At 60.9% G+C, this 19,144-nt stretch carries 16 protein-coding genes; 9 read left to right on the plus strand and 7 right to left on the minus strand.

Annotation, left to right across the window (positions count from 1 at the left end):
• Positions 1 to 42 precede the first annotated feature (42 nt).
• The 7 genes from C4334_RS01245 (at position 43) to C4334_RS01275 (ending at position 7,703) form a co-directional block, all read left to right on the plus strand.
• A complete protein-coding gene (locus C4334_RS01245) occupies positions 43 to 450 on the plus strand; it encodes a hypothetical protein (protein WP_352430252.1) in 408 nt (135 codons plus the stop codon).
• A gap of 289 nt (positions 451 to 739) precedes the next feature.
• Entirely contained in the window at positions 740 to 2,548 is a 1,809-nt protein-coding gene (locus tag C4334_RS01250; RefSeq protein ID WP_352430253.1) for an HD domain-containing phosphohydrolase, read from the plus strand.
• A gap of 219 nt (positions 2,549 to 2,767) precedes the next feature.
• On the plus strand, positions 2,768 to 3,280 hold the full coding sequence (gene sixA, locus C4334_RS01255; RefSeq protein ID WP_352430254.1) for a phosphohistidine phosphatase SixA: 513 nt from the start codon (positions 2,768 to 2,770) through the stop codon (positions 3,278 to 3,280).
• A 105-nt stretch (positions 3,281 to 3,385) separates the two neighbouring features.
• The gene (gene ftsY / locus C4334_RS01260) at positions 3,386 to 4,657 is read left to right on the plus strand and encodes a signal recognition particle-docking protein FtsY (RefSeq protein WP_352430255.1); all 1,272 of its coding nucleotides are present in this window, start codon (positions 3,386 to 3,388) and stop codon (positions 4,655 to 4,657) included.
• Positions 4,658 to 4,720: 63 nt separating this feature from the next.
• Complete coding sequence (gene ribD / locus C4334_RS01265) at positions 4,721 to 5,872, plus strand: bifunctional diaminohydroxyphosphoribosylaminopyrimidine deaminase/5-amino-6-(5-phosphoribosylamino)uracil reductase RibD (protein ID WP_352430256.1); 1,152 nt, start codon at positions 4,721 to 4,723, stop codon at positions 5,870 to 5,872.
• 29 nt (positions 5,873 to 5,901) lie between these two features.
• Positions 5,902 to 6,765 carry a 16S rRNA (adenine(1518)-N(6)/adenine(1519)-N(6))-dimethyltransferase RsmA gene (gene rsmA / locus C4334_RS01270; RefSeq protein WP_352430290.1) on the plus strand — a complete coding sequence of 288 codons (864 nt, stop codon included), beginning with the start codon at positions 5,902 to 5,904 and terminating at the stop codon, positions 6,763 to 6,765.
• Positions 6,766 to 6,989: 224 nt separating this feature from the next.
• On the plus strand, positions 6,990 to 7,703 hold the full coding sequence (locus C4334_RS01275; RefSeq protein ID WP_352430257.1) for a TIGR00703 family protein: 714 nt from the start codon (positions 6,990 to 6,992) through the stop codon (positions 7,701 to 7,703).
• Between the two features lie 216 nt (positions 7,704 to 7,919).
• Here the strand turns inward: C4334_RS01275 and groL are convergent, their stop codons facing one another.
• The 7 genes from groL to ftsH all read right to left on the minus strand — a co-directional run bounded on the left by groL (position 7,920) and on the right by ftsH (position 15,627).
• Positions 7,920 to 9,554: a chaperonin GroEL gene (groL, locus tag C4334_RS01280; protein ID WP_352430258.1), complete on the minus strand. Its 1,635-nt coding sequence runs from the start codon at positions 9,552 to 9,554 to the stop codon at positions 7,920 to 7,922.
• A gap of 121 nt (positions 9,555 to 9,675) precedes the next feature.
• A complete protein-coding gene (gene groES / locus C4334_RS01285; protein ID WP_352430259.1) occupies positions 9,676 to 9,999 on the minus strand; it encodes a co-chaperone GroES in 324 nt (107 codons plus the stop codon).
• A 59-nt stretch (positions 10,000 to 10,058) separates the two neighbouring features.
• A complete protein-coding gene (locus tag C4334_RS01290; RefSeq protein ID WP_352430260.1) occupies positions 10,059 to 10,379 on the minus strand; it encodes a chaperone modulator CbpM in 321 nt (106 codons plus the stop codon).
• A 9-nt stretch (positions 10,380 to 10,388) separates the two neighbouring features.
• Positions 10,389 to 11,393 carry a DnaJ C-terminal domain-containing protein gene (locus C4334_RS01295; protein WP_352430261.1) on the minus strand — a complete coding sequence of 335 codons (1,005 nt, stop codon included), beginning with the start codon at positions 11,391 to 11,393 and terminating at the stop codon, positions 10,389 to 10,391.
• A 50-nt stretch (positions 11,394 to 11,443) separates the two neighbouring features.
• On the minus strand, positions 11,444 to 13,339 hold the full coding sequence (dnaK, locus tag C4334_RS01300; RefSeq protein ID WP_352430262.1) for a molecular chaperone DnaK: 1,896 nt from the start codon (positions 13,337 to 13,339) through the stop codon (positions 11,444 to 11,446).
• A 39-nt stretch (positions 13,340 to 13,378) separates the two neighbouring features.
• Positions 13,379 to 13,750, minus strand: a complete 372-nt coding sequence (locus C4334_RS01305) for a hypothetical protein (protein ID WP_352430263.1) — start codon at positions 13,748 to 13,750, stop codon at positions 13,379 to 13,381.
• Positions 13,751 to 13,758: 8 nt separating this feature from the next.
• A complete protein-coding gene (ftsH, locus tag C4334_RS01310; RefSeq protein WP_352430264.1) occupies positions 13,759 to 15,627 on the minus strand; it encodes an ATP-dependent zinc metalloprotease FtsH in 1,869 nt (622 codons plus the stop codon).
• A gap of 231 nt (positions 15,628 to 15,858) precedes the next feature.
• Between ftsH and clpB the strand changes: the two genes are divergently transcribed.
• Together clpB and C4334_RS01320 are read left to right on the plus strand one after the other, a co-directional pair.
• Positions 15,859 to 18,492 (plus strand): ATP-dependent chaperone ClpB, encoded by a 2,634-nt coding sequence (clpB, locus tag C4334_RS01315; RefSeq protein WP_352430265.1) that lies wholly within the window; start codon positions 15,859 to 15,861, stop codon positions 18,490 to 18,492.
• A gap of 28 nt (positions 18,493 to 18,520) precedes the next feature.
• Positions 18,521 to 19,120: a BON domain-containing protein gene (locus tag C4334_RS01320; protein WP_352430266.1), complete on the plus strand. Its 600-nt coding sequence runs from the start codon at positions 18,521 to 18,523 to the stop codon at positions 19,118 to 19,120.
• Positions 19,121 to 19,144: the final 24 nt, after the last annotated feature.

Consider the following 19,144-nt stretch of genomic DNA (forward strand, 5'->3'; position numbering starts at 1 on the left):
GCAGAAAACCGCCGCCGAGCTTGATGCGCTCGCACAACAAAGATGGCCCAGCGTCGAAGGGCGCTTTGGCGCGCAACAAAGACGGACGGAATCTCAGTAACCGCTTTGACCGGCAAAAAGCGTTTCCGAGAATGGAAATCAATCGGGTTCGGGAAAGTCGCGCGCCGCTTCACCAAGAAGGCGCCGACTTTCGCCTACGGTTCATCGCTTCTTGGAAAAATCTCTGCCGCCATCGGCGCGATGAGCAGCGAGCGACTAAATACTTCACAAAAAGAGAGGCCATCAAAAGGTCGCCTCCCTTCGCCGTCACCCGGCATCAATCGTCACCAGCACCGAAGAGAAGCGATGATGGTCATGCTCTTTCCGGTCGCTGACAGCAGCTTCAACGATAAAGCGAGATACGCAATGTCGCGTTTCTTCCAAAATGTAACTGGGAAAGCGCGGATGTAAGCAGGAAAACATGCTGTTTGCACGTCAACAATAAAGTGGGAGCTATCTGGGCCATGTCCCCGCAGCTCGCCGCCGCTTCGCTGAAAGAGCAGCAAGCGGCTGTGGTCAAGACGTCTGAGTGACTGGTGTCGCTCCGCCGAGGGTCTCCAGAGCATCGAAGGATCTGCATGGGAACTGATAAACATTGACAGCGATGTTTTAGCACGGTAGCATCGACATTCGCGCGCCCTCTCTTTGAGTGGGCGCCGCGTTTCCACGGCCACTTCAAACTTCTCTGGATGGCAACGGGATGCCCATCGCTCCAAAGCGTTTACGTCTGCTTTACATCGTGCTCGGAATGCTCTTCGTCATTGGGCCGCTGCCGTTGGCTCTGGCCGGATGGTTTCTTTCCGACCGCAGCGCCAACGAGTTGCGATCTGTGGAGGCGCGTTATCAAGCGCAGCTCGTGCGCGACAAGGCGCGTCAAATAGAGCTTTTCGGGCAGCGTTACCGCGACGTCGTCACGGGACTAGCGCGCGCTTTTGAGTTGGCTGGCGGAGTCCGTTTGATGGGAGCGGCAGGCAGCGATGAGCGCCTGCGGCGCGCTTTGCAGGATGACCCGAACCTCATCGCGCTCGCCATTTTGCCCGTGCGCGGCGAGCCGCACGTTGCATACAAGCCCGACGCCATCACGCGCGAGGAAGCGAACCAGTGCATCGAGTCGGTGTTGGCGCGCGTCGTTGGCCGCAGCGTAGTGATCGACCGGCCGCGTTTGATTCGGTCCAGTCAAGAGATGGGGTTGACGATCGCTGCGCCAGTGATCGACGAAAGCGAAGAGATCGGTGCCGCTGTGGTGGCGGTCGTTTCGTTGCAGGAGATGTTTCGTCTCTTCGGGCAGCAAGGCGCGCGGAGCGAACGTGAGTTGATGGCTGCAGGATTGCCCGTAATCTTCGTCGTCGATGACGAGGGGCGAGCGGTGGCCCACCCGGACGCCAGCATCGCGTTGGGGGCGCGGTTGATGAGCAACCTTAAGGTGGTGCAAGACTGGATGGAGATGGGGGCACAGGTCGAATCGGCGCTTGCGCCTTTCACTGTCGAGCGTGACGGCAAGAGCATCGCCATGCTCGGCGCCTATGCGACAGCGGAACTCGGTCCAGGGGCGAGGTTGGGCGTCATCTCGGTGCAGGACGAGCATGCGGCATTGCAGTCGGTTGCTGCCATGCGCGGGCAGATTTGGGGCATCAGTCTGCTGGGCGCGACCGTTGCGCTCGTCGTTGGCGTGCTGTTTGCGCGCCAGTTGACTCTTCCGGTGCAGGAATTGGCGGCAAGAGCGCAGCGGATTGCGAGCGGCGATTTTTCGGATCGGCTCTCGATTCGGAGCCGAACCGAGCTTGGCGATCTCGGCAGGTCGTTCAACCAGATGACCGATCAGTTGGAGCGTCTCATCGAGGATTTGCGACGCGCTGCCGACGAAAATCGCGAACTCTTCATCGGAACGGTCAAAGCGATGGCGACGGCCATAGACAACAAGGATCCTTACACGCGCGGTCATTCCGAGCGCGTCGCCCGCTTCTCCGTTGCCATTGCGCGTCGGCTCGGGCTTTCGGAAGAAGAGGTCGAGAAGGTTCGCATCAGCGCCTTGCTTCACGATGTCGGCAAGATCGGCGTTGATGATCGGATCTTGAAGAAGCCCGCGCCGCTCACGGACGAAGAGTTCGAGTTGATGAAGCAACATCCGTTGAAGGGTTACCGCATCATGTCGCAGATCCCGGCGATGCGCGACTTTCTGCCCGGCATCTACATGCATCATGAAAGGCTCGATGGACTAGGATACCCGCAGGGGTTGAGCGGCGACCAGATCCCGCTGCAAGCGCGCATCATTGCCGTGGCTGACTCATTCGATGCGATGACCACCGAACGGCCATATCAACGCGCGATGAGCGCTGAGGTCGCGCTCGAGCTGATCGAATCTTTCGTTGGGACGCGCTACGATGAGCGGGTGGTGCAAGCGTTGATCGGAGCCTACCGCGGCGGGCAGGTCCGTCCAGTGAACATACAGTCGGTTCGCCGCGCCGAACAGGTTTCGGCGGAAATACCCTTGGAACGACTCTCCGCCTGATGCGGAACTCGAAATCGGAGATCATCTCTTCCTCCCGCAGCTTTTTCGATCCTCGCTTTGATTCAGACAGGCGGCCCCTTCGTGCACTGCGGCTTCAGGAATCTCCGTTGGTCCTCGCTTTGCCAGCGCGCGCTCTCGCGCCTCAAGCGACTTCGGGATCTTCTTTGGTCTTCGCTCTGCCCAAGCGATAAGATCTCTCTTTCGAGCGAGGAGGAGAAGATGCTTTTTTACATCATCCGACACGCCATCGCTGAACCGCTCGGCGAAGCCAACGATTTCTCCGACGAACGACGGACTTTGACGCCCGCAGGGCGCGACCGTATGCAGCGCATCGCCAAGGGGTTAAAGCGTCTCTCTGTGGAGTTCGACCTCGTGCTAACCAGTCCGCTGTTGCGCGCCGTAGAGACGGCGGAGATCTTGGTTACCGAGATGGGGGCGAGCCGCGATCTGATCAAACGAACGGATGCGCTCGCGCCCGGCGCCTCATTTGCGCCGCTCTTCGAGGAGATCAGACGCTACCCGGAGCTTGAGTCGCTCGCCGTGGTTGGGCATCAACCGGGACTCGGCGATCTCGTCTCGTTGTTGGTCGTCGGGCAGCCCGGCGCGCTCGCGCTCGACTTGAAGAAGGGCAGCGTCTGTCTGGTCAAGGTCGAACGCACGATCCCCGTCTTTCGCGGAAAGATGGCTTGGTTGCTCGCGCCGAAGCAGTTGCGCTTGATCGCCAAAGCGTAGTTCAGCGCCGCCCCATCAGCGAGCGGGGATTTTGTCTCGCTGCTGTTTGCGCTTATAATCTAAAACTTTAAAGTTCAAAGCCCGTACACATCATTTAACGTCATCATGGGTTTTTTTTGGAAACGGCGGAAAAAAGAAGAGATCATCACGCTTGGCCTTAGCCAGCCGCTGACTGAAGAAGAGCGGACTCCGTCGGAGAAGGCCGAGCCGGAGAGTCCGGTTGCGGTGCCGTCTGTGCGGTCGGAGCAGGTCAAACCCGTCACAACCGTTACCGATCCGACGCCTGAAGTGGACCAGCAGCGCGATGTCGCAGCGTCGCGCGTTCAAAGCGACGGTCATCAGGCGGAACGAGAACGCGAGCCGGTGCGCTCGGCGGTCTTTTCAACCTCGATCCTCGGATTGGACAAGAGCATCGAGGAGCTACAGGCGGAAGAAGCGGCGCTCGAACAAGCTTTCGCCACGCGGTTCCGCCGCGCCATCTCGGCGACGCGCGAGTCGCTATCGGAGAAGCTCGATGCCGTCTTCCAAGGTCGTAAGCAGATCGACGCCGCGCTGCTCGACGATCTCGAAGAAGCGCTCGTTGCCGCCGACATTGGCGTGGCGACGACGCTCGGAATACTCGACCGCGTGCGGCGCGGCATCGCGCGTCAACAGATCAATGATCTGGAGGCGTTGAAAGCGGCCATCAAGGAAGAACTGCTAACGATCCTGCGCGAAGCGGAAAAGAACGGCGTGGCTTCGGAACTGGCCGTGCCGGAGAACGTGCGTCCTTACGTGATGATGATCGTCGGCGTAAACGGCGTGGGCAAGACGACGACCATCGGCAAACTGGCCCATCGCATCAAGGCCGAGGGCAACGACGTGCTCATCTGCGCTGCCGATACGTTTCGCGCCGCAGCGACGGACCAACTGGCCATCTGGGCCGAGCGCACGGGCGTGCCGCTCATCCAGCAGAAACAGGGGACCGATCCAGCGGCTGTGCTCTTCGATGCGCTCAAGGCGGCCAAAGCGCGCGGCACAGATGTGTTGATCGTCGATACCGCCGGGAGATTACATACGAAATCGAACTTGATGGCTGAGTTAGAGAAGATGCGACGCGTTGCTGGACGCGAGGTCCAAGGCGCGCCGCACGAAACGTTGCTCGTCATCGATGCCGTCACGGGACAGAACGGTTTGGAGCAAGCGCGTCAATTCTTGAAGACGGCGGGCGTCACGGGAATCGTTTTGACCAAACTCGACGGCACCGCCAAAGGTGGCATCGCCATCGCCATCGCCAAAGAGTTGAAGTTGCCGATTCGCTATGCGGGCATCGGCGAGAAGGTCGATGATCTGGTCGTCTTCGATCCGGAACAGTACGTCAACAGTCTGTTCGAATAAACAGAGCGTCGGAAAAGACCGTGAGGTGTAGATGGAAGAGACGTTCGAGGAGTCGTCGCGGGTTTGAAGACCGAGATCGAAAAGAGCAAGCTCAAAGCTGAAGAGGGAAATTCCGTTGACCGGCGCTTCATGCGTCGCGCGCTCGATCTTGCCGCTCGCGGTCGCGGTCTGACCAGTCCTAATCCGCTGGTCGGATGCATCATCGTCGATGAGCACGGCGTCGTTGTGGGCGAAGGGTTTCATCTTTACGCGCAAGTCAAGCACGCCGAGACGATCGCGCTCGAGCAAGCGGGCGAGCGCGCGCGCGGCGCGACTTGCTACGTGTCGCTCGAACCATGCGCACACTATGGGCGCACGCCGCCTTGTACGGACGCGCTCATTCGCGCTGGCATTCGACGCGTGGTCGCGCCGATCGTCGATCCGAACCCGTTGGTTGCTGGACGCGGGTTCGCGCAACTGCAAGCCGCGGGGATCGATGTGGAAGTCGGTTTGATGGCACGCGAGGCGGAGCGTTTGAACGAACACTATCTGCACTACATGCGGATGCGCCGTCCATTCGTCCATCTGAAGCTCGCCTGTTCGCTCGACGGCAAGATCGCCACGCGAAGCGGCGACGCGCGTTGGATCACGGGCGAAGGCGCGCGTGCGCGCGTGCACGAATTGCGACACGTGCACGATGCGATCCTGATCGGCGCAGGCACGGCGTTGGCCGATGATCCGTTGCTGACTGATCGAAGCGGGTTGGAGAGACATCGCCCACTTGTGCGGGTCGTGCTTGACGAGGAGTTGCGGCTCGACGCGCGTTCCAAATTAGCGCAAACGGCGCGCGCGGTTCCCGTGATCGTCTTCGCACGAACCTGCGCAGACAGCGCGCGCCGCCGCGAGCTGGAGGAGCGCGGCATCGAGGTCGTGCTTGGCGACACCAGTCCGCTCGCCGTGCTCGAAGAGTTGGGGCGTCGAAAGTTGCAGAGTGTGCTCATCGAAGGCGGCTCCAACGTCGCCGGGCAATTCCTCAACGCCGGTTTGGTCAATAAAGCGACTTTCTTCATCGCCCCAATCATCATCGGCGCGGAAGGCCTTTCCGCCGTCGGCAACTTGCACGCGGAGCGCGTGATGGATGCTATACGCTTGCATGATGTCGCTATCGAACGGCATGGGGAAGACATCGAAGTGACCGGTTACTTGAAAGCTGCCGATCAGCCGCCTGCTGCTTGACGCCCGCATGGTGCCGTTCCTCGACGATGATGCGCGCGAAGAAAAGTTTGGGCCAACACTTCTTAACAGACAGGAAGATGATTGCGCGCATCATCGAAGCGGTCAACCCGCAATCAACGGAAACCATCATCGAGATCGGTCCGGGGAAAGGCGCCTTGACCGCACCGTTGATCGAGCGCGCCGGACGAGTCGTCGCCATCGAGTTCGATCGTGAGCTCGCGTCTCTGCTTCGCATGCGCTTCGGCGCTCACGCCAACTTCACGCTCGTCGAGGCCGATGCGCTTGAAGTCGATTTCCGTCAACTCATCGCTCCAGGGGATCGGGCTCGCGTCGTCGCCAATCTCCCGTACAACATTTCGACGGCCATCATTCAGCGCTTGTTGCGACAACGAAGCAGCATCGTTGAGATGGTCTTGATGCTTCAGCGCGAAGTCGTCTGGCGCATATTAGCTCCGCCCGGATCGAGCGAGCGCGGTTACCTCTCAGTTTTGATCGAGGCTTTCTGCGACGCGGAAAAGCTTTTCGATGTCGCACCGAGGGCGTTTCGGCCCGTGCCGAAGGTTTGGAGTTCGGTCGTACGTCTGCGCACAAAGCGCGAGGACGAAGCGGAGTCGCGCGACGCGGAGACGCTGCTCTCGATCATCAGCGTCGGGTTCATGCAGCGTCGAAAGACCCTGCTCAACAACTTTCGTCAAGCGACGGGGCACATCGGTGAGCGCATTCGCGCAGTGGGCGGAGCCGCCGCCTTGCTCGACGCAGCGGAGATCAACGCGCAACGTCGCGCGGAGTCTTTGACGCTCGCCGAATGGAAACGCTTAGCACAAGCCCTCGATTCGCTGGAAGTGGCTGCGCCACACAAAAGCCTTTATGATTCAAAGCGAAAAAACGCATGAAACATGCCCGCGCGATCGAGGGCGGTTGTTGAAAAACGGAGCGGCGTGGCCTGCTCAAGGGGCAAGCGCTCTTCTGAGCCTCGTCGCCCGCATAGATTGCAAGTCTTCACCAACACAAGATTAGCTCAAGGGGCAAGCGCTCTTCTGAGCCTCATCGCCCTGTGTTAAAATCCAAAAGTTTTTGCAAATGTGCTGAAAGCACACGTGGGTTACCGGAGGTCGTCATGAAAGAAAAGGGGGATTTGCGGAGGCTCGCTTTGCAGCACGAACGGGCTTTGAATACGTTCGTGCGCGAAGCATGGGGCCAGATTCCTGAGGAACGCGAAACGAAACTCAAAAGCCTGAAGGCTTGGGGATTCGATCTGCTGACCGGGTTGCGCGATGGCAGAGATTCGATCTTTGTTGCCGAAGCCGGTCAGCACAAGGTTGGAGAGAGATACGAGCGAGAAGGCGAACAGTTCGAGGTGCACAAAATCATCGAGGATCTAAAGGGGGCGAAATTGCGAATCCGCGTCGAGCTGGAGGATCGTCGCGGCGTGATTCGCGCCTATCATCGCTCGACGGAAGGTGACGACACCTTGCTCTTCACGCTGCCCGCAGGCGAATTGTTGCTCGCTTATTTCCGCAAGCGCCGGTTCGGCAAGTTGGTCGAAGCTTTCCATTCGAGCGGTTTGACTACGGAGTTCATTCAGGCGCGCGGACAAGAAGGACGCGCCTATTCGTTCGATGATCTGCCAGCGAAGTGGCGGCGAGCGTTGAAAGAAGCGCAAAACATGTTGCATGATCGCGTCGGCGTCGGACGATTCTCCTTGGTCTATTTTGGACCGAACAAAGATGGAGATGATCGCTACATCGTTACGTGGTTATTGCCGACCATCCACCTGTTCGACTTGGACGTCGCCGAGCATCTGGAAAAACTTCTTTCCGCGTTGGACTGAACCACAAAGAGTGCGCAAAGCCTGAAAATCAAGAACAGGGGCAGAGTTTCAGCCTCTGCCCCTGTTCTCGTCAGATGGTTGGCATCCGCACGGCTGCGATGTCGGAGCACTGCCGAACGCCCGCTCGATCTAAGCCGTTGCGAAACCAGCCGCCCTGCGCTTGAGGTGGACGCGCAACGACACTGTTTTCGTTCGATCTAGGTCGTTAGTGAACTTTTAGAAGTTCGGCGCGCCCGGCGAAGATGACTTGTCCTCTTCGGGAATTTCGGAGACGAGCGCTTCGGTCGTCAACATCAAGCCGGCGATGGATGCCGCGTTCTGCAAGGCTGTGCGCGTCACCTTGGCTGGGTCGACGACGCCGGCTTTCACCAGATCGCCGTACTCACCGGTCGCCGCGTTGAAGCCGAAGTTCTCGTTCTTCTCGGCGCGCACGCGCTCGACGACCACGGCCCCCTCGAATCCGGCGTTCTGCGCGATTTGACGCAGCGGCTCTTCGAGCGCCCGACGCACGATCGTCACGCCGATCTGTTCGTCTTCGTCAACGTTGCCGTTCGTCTCAGTCACTTTGAACTTCTCAAGCGCGCGGCCTGCGCGAACCAAAGCGACGCCACCGCCGGGCACGATGCCCTCCTCAACGGCTGCGCGCGTTGCGTGCATCGCGTCCTCGACGCGCGCCTTCTTCTCCTTCAGCTCCGTCTCGGTCGCCGCCCCGACCTTGATCACCGCCACGCCGCCAACCAGCTTGGCCAAACGCTCCTGCAGCTTCTCGCGGTCGTAGTCGGAGGTCGTCTCCTCGATCTGCGTCCGGATCTGGCGCACGCGCGCTTCGATCTCCGACTGTTTGCCGGCGCCTTCGATGATCGTCGTGTTGTCTTTATCAACGACGACCTTCTTGGCGCGCCCCAAGTCTTCGAGCTTGACGTTCTCAAGCTTGATGCCGAGGTCCTCGCTGATGGCTTTGCCGCCCGTCAAGATCGCGATGTCTTGAAGCATCGCCTTGCGCCGATCGCCGAACGCCGGAGCCTTCACCGCGCAGACTTGGAGCGTGCCGCGCAGCTTGTTGACGACCAACGTCGCCAAGGCTTCGCCTTCGACATCCTCGGCGATGATCAACAAGGGCTTGCCTTCGCGGGCGACCGTTTCAAGCAGCGGGAGAAGATCGCGCATCGAGCTGATCTTCTTCTCGTGGATGAGGATGTAAGCGTCCTCGAGCACGCACTCCATGCGATCCGGGTTGGTCACGAAGTACGGGCTCAAGTAGCCGCGATCGAACTGCATGCCCTCGACCACTTCCAACTCGGTCTGCATGGTCTTGGACTCTTCGACCGTGATGACGCCGTCTTTGCCGACCTTGTTCATCGCTTCGGCGATCAACTCGCCGATGGTCCGATCGCCGTTGGCCGAAATCGTCCCGACTTGCGCGATGGCGTCACCTTGAACGGGCTTGGACATCCGCTTGATCTCTTCGACGACGCGCTCGGTCGCTTTCTGGATGCCGCGTTGAAGGGCCATCGGATTGGCGCCGGCGGCGACCGTCTTCAACCCCTCGCGGAAAATGGCTTGCGCGAGCACGGTTGCAGTGGTCGTGCCGTCACCGGCGACGTCCGAGGTCTTCGACGCGACTTCGCGCACCATTTGCGCGCCGATGTTTTCGAGTTTGCCTTCGAGTTCGATCTCTTTGGCGACGGTGACGCCGTCTTTGGTGATGACGGGCGAACCGAACTTCTTTTCAATAACGACGTTGCGCCCCTTGGGGCCGAGCGTGACCTTGACCGCTTCGGCGAGCGTGTTGACGCCGTTCAGGATAGCATGACGCGACTGCTCACCATGCACAACCATTTTCGCAGCCATAGTCCTTTTCATTTACCTCCTTCGACCAAAGTGTTCATCTACCCGGAATCGAGTTAAAGAGATGTTCGATGTTGGAGCCCGGGGCCGAACGCCCCGCGAGCTTTCACGACGAGACGTCGGGTCAACGTCCCGCCGACTTGGTCTGAGCTGTGGTGGTGAAGACGCCGAGGATCTCATCTTCGCGCATGATGAGATACTCCTCATCATCTATGCGCACCTCGGTGCCGCTGTATTTGCCGAACAGGACGCGATCGCCCGGCTTGACGTCGAGCGGAATGCGCTTGCCGTCCTTGTCGTATTTGCCATCGCCGACGGCGATCACTTCGCCCTGCTGCGGCTTCTCTTTAGCCGTGTCGGGAATGACGATGCCACCACGAATCTGCTCGGGTTCTTCGATGCGCTTGATCAAGACGCGATCATGAAGCGGACGAATCGGAACGGACATATCTTGTTTTCACCTCCTAAATGAGATTTTTAAGATCGGGCGCGGCGTTGCCCGCCCCTTTAAACGACGAACTTGCTGTGCAGTTCGTCGAGCTCGCGCCGCATCTGTTCGATCCGGTCCACAAGGTCCAAGATCACTGCGGCGCCGGCAAAATTCACTCCGAGGTCGCGATGCAACCGTTGCATACGGCGAAACCGAAGCATGGCGCGCGCCGTCAACATCGGCTGTCCGCTTTCATCCCAAACCGCTTCGAGCAGTCCGGAGCGGACCAGATGCCACAGCACGCGCGGCGGCGCCCCGGTCGCCTCGGCAGCTTCCTCGAGGGCGAACGGTTCTTCGAGATCGAAGTCGGTCAATCGCACGAATGCTGTGGTCGTCATCGCGTTCCTCTATGCGGCGCGCGGGTCGAAACGCGAGATGCGCCGCAACTCTTCAAATAGACGCCGTTCTTCCGACGTCGGCGTGCGCGGGACGACGATCTTCAAACGCACGTATTCATCGCCGCGGCCGCCGCGTCTTCGCGTCAAGCCTTGCCCGCGCAAGCGCAGGCGCTGCCCCGTCTGCGCGCCTGGCGGAACGGTCATCTCGACTTGGCCGTCGATGGTCGGCACGGTGACGCGCGCACCAAGCACCGCTTCCCACGGCGCAATCGGAAGTTCAATCTCCACGTCGTCGCCGTGCACCGTGAAGCGCGGATGCGGTCGCAACTTGATGCGCAGATACAGATCTCCTGCGGGCGCGCCGCTCGCGCCCGCGCCCCCTTGACCGGCCAAGCGAAGCGTCGTTCCATCGCGCACGCCCGGCGGGATGTTGACCTCGATCGATTTGGCGCGCACGATCTGCCCTGCGCCGCGGCAGGTCGCGCAGATCTGGTTGTCATTGATGACGCCCAGCCCCTGACAGGCCGGACAGACATCGGCGACCTGAAGCTGAATGGTTCGTCGCCCGCCTTGATGCGCCTCTTCGAGCGAAAGCTCGAGTTCGGCTTCGACGTCTTGGCCGCGGCTGCGACGGCGGCGGCGGGTGCGCGTGCCGAATAGCTCCTCGAAAATGTCAGCTCCGACGCCGCCGCGCCCGAAACCGAACTCGAAATCGCTGAAGTCAAAGCCGCCTGGCCCAGCGCGGAACCCTTCCCATCCGGGCGGTGGTCCACCAGTAGCCGCCGCCCGCCAGTTGGAGCCGAACTGGTCGTACTGCTTGCGCTTCTCCGGATCGGAGAGCACATCGTAGGCTTCCTGTAGCTCTTTGAACTTCTCCTCGGCAGCCTTGTCGCCCGGGTTGAGATCGGGATGGTATTTGCGCGCCAGCCGCCGATAAGCCGCTTTGATCTCGTCCTCCGAAGCCGTGCGGCTGACGCCGAGGATCTGGTAGTAGTCTTTGACCTGAGTCGCCATCTTTTCAACCCGACCTCAACCCGAGAGACGAATTCAGTGACGGACCGCGCTTAGCTCTTCGGCGTGTACTCGGCGTCGATCACGTCGTCGCCGCTCGTGCTGCCGCCGGTCGTGCCACCGGCGCTGGCGCCCGCCGAAGTCGTTTGCTGGTAGGCGGCGCTCGCGATCGCATGCGAGATCTGCTGCAGATCGCTCGTCAACTGACGCAGACGATCGACGCCGACCGCATCGTCTTTGATCGCGCTTCGGATCTCGTTGATCAACTGTTCAGCCCGCGCGCGTTCGTTGATGGGAACGCGGTCGCCCAAGTCGCGGAGCGAACGCTCGACTTGGTAGGCGAGCGAGTCGGCGTTGTTGCGCGCTTCGACCAGCTCGCGCCGACGGCGATCCTCTTCAGCGTGCTGCTCGGCGTCGCGGATCATGCGTTCGATCTCGCTCTTGTCGAGCGAAGTCGAGCCCGTGATCGTGATCTTCTGCTCCTTGCCGGTGGCCAAATCCTTGGCCGAGACGTTCAAGATGCCGTTGGCATCGATGTCGAAGGTGACTTCGATCTGTGGGACCCCGCGCGGCGCGGGCGCGATGCCTTCGAGCCGGAACCGTCCAAGCGTGCGGTTGTCGCGTGCCAGCTCACGCTCGCCCTGCAGCACATGTATGTCCACGGCCGTTTGATTGTCTTCGGCTGTGGAGAAGATCTCCGACTTGCGCGTCGGAATGGTCGTGTTGCGCGGGATCAATTTGGTCATCACGCCGCCCAAGGTCTCGACGCCCAAGCTCAACGGCGTGACGTCGAGCAGGAGTACGTCCTTGACCTCGCCCTTGAGCACGGCGGCCTGAATCGCCGCGCCGACGGCAACCACCTCATCCGGGTTGACCGATTGGTTAGGCTCTTTGCCGCCCGTCAAACGCTTGACCAACTCTTTGACCGCCGGGATGCGCGTCGCGCCGCCAACCAAGATCACCTCGTCGATCTTGTCGGGCGTCAGCTTGGCATCGGCCAGCGCCTGCTGGACCGGCCCCATGCACCGCTCGACGAGATCGTGAGTCAGCTGCTCGAACTTCGAGCGCGTCAACTTCATCAATAGGTGCTTCGGCCCCGAAGCGTCCGCCGTGATAAAGGGCAGATTGATTTCGGTCTCCATGGTCGAAGAGAGTTCGATCTTGGCCTTCTCGGCGGCTTCGGTCAGCCGCTGCAAGGCTTGACGGTCGCGGCTTAGGTCGATGCCTTGGTCGCGCTTGAACTCTTCGATCATCCAATCGACGATGCGCTTGTCGAAATCATCGCCGCCCAAGTGCGTGTCGCCCGACGTGGCCTTGACCTCAAAGACGCCGTCGCCTACTTCGAGGATGGAGACGTCGAAGGTGCCGCCGCCGAGGTCGAAGACCAAAATGGTCTCGTTCTTCTTCTTGTCGAGCCCATAGGCGAGCGCGGCGGCGGTCGGCTCGTTGATGATGCGCAAAACGTTCAACCCCGCAATGGTCCCGGCATCCTTGGTCGCCTGCCGTTGCGCGTCGTTGAAGTAAGCGGGAACGGTGATGACGGCCTCGGTTACCTTCTCGCCCAAGTAGCGCGACGCTTCGTCAACCAACTTGCGCAAGATCATCGCCGAGATCTCTTCAGGCGAGTAGAGCTTGCCGTCGATCTCGACGCGCACGGCATCGTTTGGGCCGGGCACGACTTTGTAAGGGACTTGTTTGATCTCTTGGGTGACCTCCGAATAACGACGCCCCATGAAGCGCTTGATCGAATAGATCGTGCGCTCTGGGTTCAACACGGCCTGCCGTTTGGCGACTTGACCGACGAGCCGTTCGCCCGTTTTAGTGAAAGCGACCACCGAAGGGGTCACGCGCCCGCCTTCGCTGTTGACGATCACAGTGGGTTTGTCGCCTTCCATGACGGCGACCACCGAGTTGGTCGTCCCCAGATCTATTCCGACTGCTTTAGCCATGAGTGCTGCACCTCCTCGATATGAACTTATGATGATCCGTCACGCCGCTGAGCGCGCGCCCGCGCGCATTCTTTCGAGCGCGCGGCGTCCGATCTCAGGATAGAGTTCCGCCTCTATCTCGCTGGCATCGAGCACGCGCCCACGCTCGATCTCTTGGCCCGGGTTGGCGCTCGACATCAAGAAGAAGCGCGCGCGCCCGCCGCCAGCATCCAAGAACTTCTCTTCGTAAAGACGTCGGTCGAGCGGCACCGTCCAAAAGCTCATCAGCTCGGGGTGGCGCGTCTTGTAACGCAAAGCCGAGAGCATATCGGGCCAGACGGCGATCATTGTCCGTCCTCCGACCCTCACCGTCTCGATCTGGCCTTGCGGTCCGCGCATGACGTAGAACTTGTGCATATAACCCCACCCCATGCTCGGTTTCAGTGAACGGTCGTTGCCGCTCGCTCGGCGGCTTCCGCTTGGTTGACCAATCTCTCCAGCTCCTCGCGTCCGATGGTTTCGCGCATCTGCAGTTCGCGCGCGACCAGATCGAGCGCCGCGCGACGTCGGCGCAAGATGCCGAGCACGCGCTCGTAGGTCGCGTCGATCAACCGTTTGACTTCCTCATCGATCAGTTCGGCGGTGCGTTCGCTGAAGTTGCGCTCTTCGCCGAACGAAAGCGTCGAATCGAGGAACCGACCTGCGAGCGGCTTGCCAAAGGTCATGTGGCCCAGCCGCTCGCTCATGCCATAGCGCGTGACCATCTGCCGCGCCAGTTCGGTGGCGCGCTCCAGATCGTTGTGCGCGCCCGTCGAGATCACCCCGTCGTAGACGATCTCTTCCGCCGCGCGCCCGCCGAGCATCACGGCCAAACGGTCAAGCAATTCGGGCTTGGTCAGCAGATACTTCTCGGTCGTTGGCAGTTGCAGCGTCGCGCCGAGCGCGCCGATCGACCGCGGGATGATCGTGATCCGGTGGACCGGATCCGCGTGCTCGACCGACAGGGCCGTGAGCGCATGGCCCACTTCGTGATAGGCGACGCGCTCCTTCTCTTCGCCGCTCATCACGCGGCTACGCTTTTCAAGGCCGAGCATCACGCGGTCGATCGCCTCTTCGAGATCGCGCATCTCGACCGCTTCCGCCCCGCGGCGGGCTGCAAGCAGCGCCGCCTCGTTGATGATGTTCGCCAGATCCGCGCCGACCATGCCGGGCGTGCGCGCCGCGACCACCGACAGATCTACATCCGGAGCCAGTTTGACCCGGCGCGCATGCACGCGCAGGATCTCTTCGCGCCCTTTGATGTCGGGCCGGTCAACGACGATCTGGCGATCGAATCTGCCGGGTCGAAGCAACGCCGGGTCTAGGACCTCTGGCCGATTGGTCGCTGCCATGATGATCACGCCCTTGGATGAGTCGAACCCGTCCATCTCGACGAGCAACTGGTTCAAGGTCTGCTCGCGCTCATCGTGGCCGCCAAAAGAGGCTGCTGCTACGCCCGCACGCGATTTGCCGATAGCGTCCAACTCATCAATGAAGACGATGCAAGGCGCGTGTTTCTTTGCCTGCTCAAAGAGATCGCGCACGCGCGCGGCACCGACGCCGACAAACAGCTCGACGAATTCCGAACCGGAGATCGAAAAGAACGGGACGCCAGCTTCGCCCGCCACGGCGCGCGCAAGCAGGGTCTTGCCCGTGCCCGGCGGACCGACCAATAGCACCCCCTTCGGGATGCGTCCGCCGAGGCGCTGATACTTCTGCGGATGCTTGAGGAAGTCGACGATCTCGATGAGTTCGGCTTCCGCTTCGTCGACGCCCGCGACATCGGCGAAAGTGACCTTCTGTTCTTCGCTCCGGTCGTAGATCTTGGCGCGGTTGCGCCCAAATTGAAGGGCCTCGGCTCCTTGCCCAGCGAAGCGACGGAAGGTCCAAAGCCAAAAGCCGATCAGCAGGAGGATCGGAAAAGCGGAGACGAAGAGCGCGCGCCACCAGCCGTCGGTGTCGAGCCGCCCGACGACCTCGACCTGCTTTTCGCGCAGAAGCGGCAGAAGATCAGGGTCCTGAACCTCGGGCGGACGAATCGCTGAGATGATCTCCTGCCCAGCATCGGTTCGGAGCAACCCGCGAATCTCTGTGGAGCTGATCTGGACGCTCGTGACGCGCCCTTGGCGCACTCGCTCGATGAACTCGGAATAGGAGACCGGGCGCGCCGCCGTGCTCGCCCACGCTCCATAGAGGATGTAGACAACGAAAGCGATGAGCAGGAGCTGAATCAAAGCGTTGGCGATGGAAGCTTTAGACGGCTTCTTCATTTTCGGGTCACGCTCCTCGTCGAGTTCGTGAGCGATGATACACGACGCCGGGGGGCTTGTCAAGAGGTCTATCAAAAGACTTGACAACATTACGCTCAACCTTTTATGATGCTCCCGCATCGAAGCGAACGGAAGTTCACTCGGGCACGCACGTGATTCTTCCGCTTCGCGCCTTGCGTGGTCGGTTTCGAAGTGCCCGACGAAACTTCGTCCCGAAAGGAAGTTCAACATATGGACATCAACCGGTTCACCGAAAAGCTCCAAGAGGCTCTGCGAGCGGCGCAATCCGAAGCCACGCGCCGCGGCAATCAGCAAATAGACGCCGAACACCTCCTCTTCGCGCTGCTCGAACAAGAAGGCGGTCTGGCCCGCTCAATCCTCGAAAAAGCTGGCATCGATTGGGAGACGGTGCGACGTCGTCTCGATCAAGAACTGAGTCGCTTGCCGCGCGTCTCTTCGCCGGCGGGCGGCCCCGGCGACATTTACATCACGGCGCGGCTCAACCGACTCCTCGTACAGGCCGAAGATGAAGCGCGTCAACTGAAGGACGAATACATTTCGGTCGAGCACGTCCTGCTCGCCATGGTCGATGATCCGGCGGGTGCTGCCGGGCGGATCTTGCGCGAGATGGGACTGACGCGCGACCGCTTGATGCAGGCTTTGCGCCAGGTGCGCGGCAGTCAACGCGTGACTTCGCCCAATCCTGAAGCGACTTATGAAGCCTTGGAGCGTTACGGGCGCGACCTAACCAAGCTCGCCGCGCAAGGCAAACTCGATCCCGTCATCGGGCGCGACGACGAGATCCGTCGCGTGATTCAAATCCTTTCGCGGCGTACGAAAAACAATCCCGTGCTCATCGGCGAACCCGGCGTCGGCAAGACGGCCATCGTCGAAGGGTTGGCGCAGCGGATCGTGCGCGGAGACGTGCCTGACTCCTTGAAGAACAAGCGCGTGATCGCGCTCGACATGGGCGCGTTGATCGCCGGCGCAAAGTACCGCGGCGAATTCGAAGAGCGCTTGAAGGCCGTGCTGCGCGAAGTCCAAGAGGCCGAGGGGCAAATCATCCTCTTCATCGACGAGCTGCACACGGTGGTTGGCGCCGGACGCGCCGAAGGGGCTGTGGATGCGGGCAATCTGTTGAAACCCATGCTCGCGCGCGGCGAACTCCGTTGCATCGGCGCGACCACTCTGGATGAGTATCGCAAGTACATCGAAAAGGATGCCGCGCTTGAACGGCGCTTCCAACCCGTTCTGGTCGATGAACCGTCGGTGGAAGATACGATTTCGATCCTGCGCGGCCTCAAGGAGCGGTACGAGGTCCATCACGGCGTGCGCATCAAGGATTCGGCGCTGGTCGCCGCCGCGGTCCTTTCGCACCGTTACATCTCGGATCGTTTCTTGCCCGATAAAGCGATCGATCTGGTTGACGAAGCGGCAGCTCGGTTGCGCACCGAGATCGAGAGCTTGCCGGCGGAGCTGGACGAAGTGCAGCGGCGCATCATGCAGCTTGAGATCGAACGCGAAGCGCTCAAGAAAGAATCCGACCGCGCTTCGCAGGAGCGTTTGCAAAAGCTCGAAAAGGAGCTGGCCGACCTTAAGGCGCAGGCCGATCAACTGCGCGCGCAGTGGCAACTAGAGAAGGAGGCCATTGAGCGCATACGCAAGCTGCGCGAAGAGATCGAGCAGACGCGCATCGCCATTGAACAGGCCGAGCGCGAGTACGATTTGAACCGCGCCGCCGAGCTTCGCTACGGCAAACTCCAGGAGCTTGAGCGCCGTCTGCGCGAAGAGGAGGAGAATTTGACCAAGAAGCAGGGCGGCGCGCGGCTGATCAAGGAGGAGGTGGACGAAGAGGACATCGCCGAGGTGGTCTCGCGCTGGACCGGCATCCCGGTTTCGAAGTTGATGGAGGGGGAGGTGGAAAAACTCCTTCATCTCGAAGAGCATCTGCACAAGCGCGTCGTCGGTCAAGATGAAGCCGTGTCGGCGGTGGCCGATGCGGTGATTCGCGCCCGCTCCGGTTTGAAGGATCCGAATCGGCCCATCGGTTCGTTCATCTTCTTGGGGCCGACGGGGGTCGGCAAGACGGAGCTAGCGCGCGCGCTGGCGGAGTTCCTCTTCGACGACGAGCAGGCGCTCATCCGCATAGACATGAGCGAGTACATGGAGAAGCACGCGGTTGCGCGCTTGATCGGCGCGCCGCCCGGCTACGTCGGGTACGAAGAGGGCGGACAGTTGACCGAGGCCGTTCGGCGGCGGCCCTACTCGGTGATCCTCTTTGACGAGATCGAAAAGGCGCACCGCGACGTCTTCAACGTCCTCTTGCAGATCCTCGACGACGGGCGCTTGACCGATAGCCAAGGGCGCGTCGTCGACTTCAAGAACACGATCATCATCATGACGTCGAACATCGGGTCGGACCTGATCCTCGAGTTTCGTGGGCGGACCGATTCGGCGGCGTATGAAGCGATGAAGGAAGCGGTGCTCGCCGAGCTTCGCCGCGTCTTCCGGCCCGAGTTCTTGAACCGCGTTGATGAGATCGTCGTCTTCCATTCGCTCACGGAAGAGGACCTAAAACGCATTCTCGAAATCCAACTCGAGCGTTTGCGGCGGCGCTTGGCCGAGCGTCACATCACGCTCGAGTTGACGGAGGAGGCGGCGACGCACCTAGCGCGCGAAGGGTACGATCCGGTTTACGGCGCGCGTCCATTGAAGCGCGCTATTCAACGCGAGCTTGAGACGCCCATCGGTCGGCTCTTGATCAAGGGCGAGATCCGCGATGGGCAAACGGTGGTGGTCGATTGGCAGGATGGCCGGTTCACGTTCACGGCCAGAGAGCCAGCGGCACAACAGGTCGCCAGCTAGAGGCGACCGGGTTGAAAGGAGGGGAGCGATGAAACGTCTGATCTCAGCATTCGTTCTCTTCTCGTTGTTCGGATTCAACGCGAGCGCACAGCAGTCGCGTCGCGGGCAGCAACCGACCATGAAGAGTCCAGCGCCGCGCGCTACGGGAACGGCGCGCAGCATCGAGTTCATCAAGCGCGAAGTGCGCCATGAGCTGGCGACGTTGCCGTGGTACGGCGTCTTCGACTGGCTCGAATACGAGGTGCGGCCTGATGGCACAGTGATCTTGCGCGGTCAAGTCGTGCGTCCGACGACCAAGTCGGACGCCGAAGCGCGCGTCAAAGAGATTGAAGGCGTGGCGCGCGTCGTCAACGAGATCGAAGTCCTGCCGCTTTCGCCGCAGGACGACCGGTTGCGGATCGCGCTCTACCGCGCCATCTACAACTGGGATTCGCCACTCTTTACCAAGTACGGCGTCCGCGCCGTGCCGCCCATTCACATCATCGTCAAGAACGGGCGGGCGACGCTGAAGGGCGTCGTCGATAGCGAAATGGACAAACAACTCGCTTTCACGGCGGCGCGCGGCGTACCTGGTCTTTTCGAAGTGACCAACGAGCTGCGCGTCGAAGGAAGCGAACGGCGTTCGTAAAGCAAGCGTTTGACGAGCTCGACT

This window comes from Pyrinomonas sp. (genome assembly GCF_040289685.1).
GTDB lineage: Bacteria > Acidobacteriota > Blastocatellia > Pyrinomonadales > Pyrinomonadaceae > Pyrinomonas.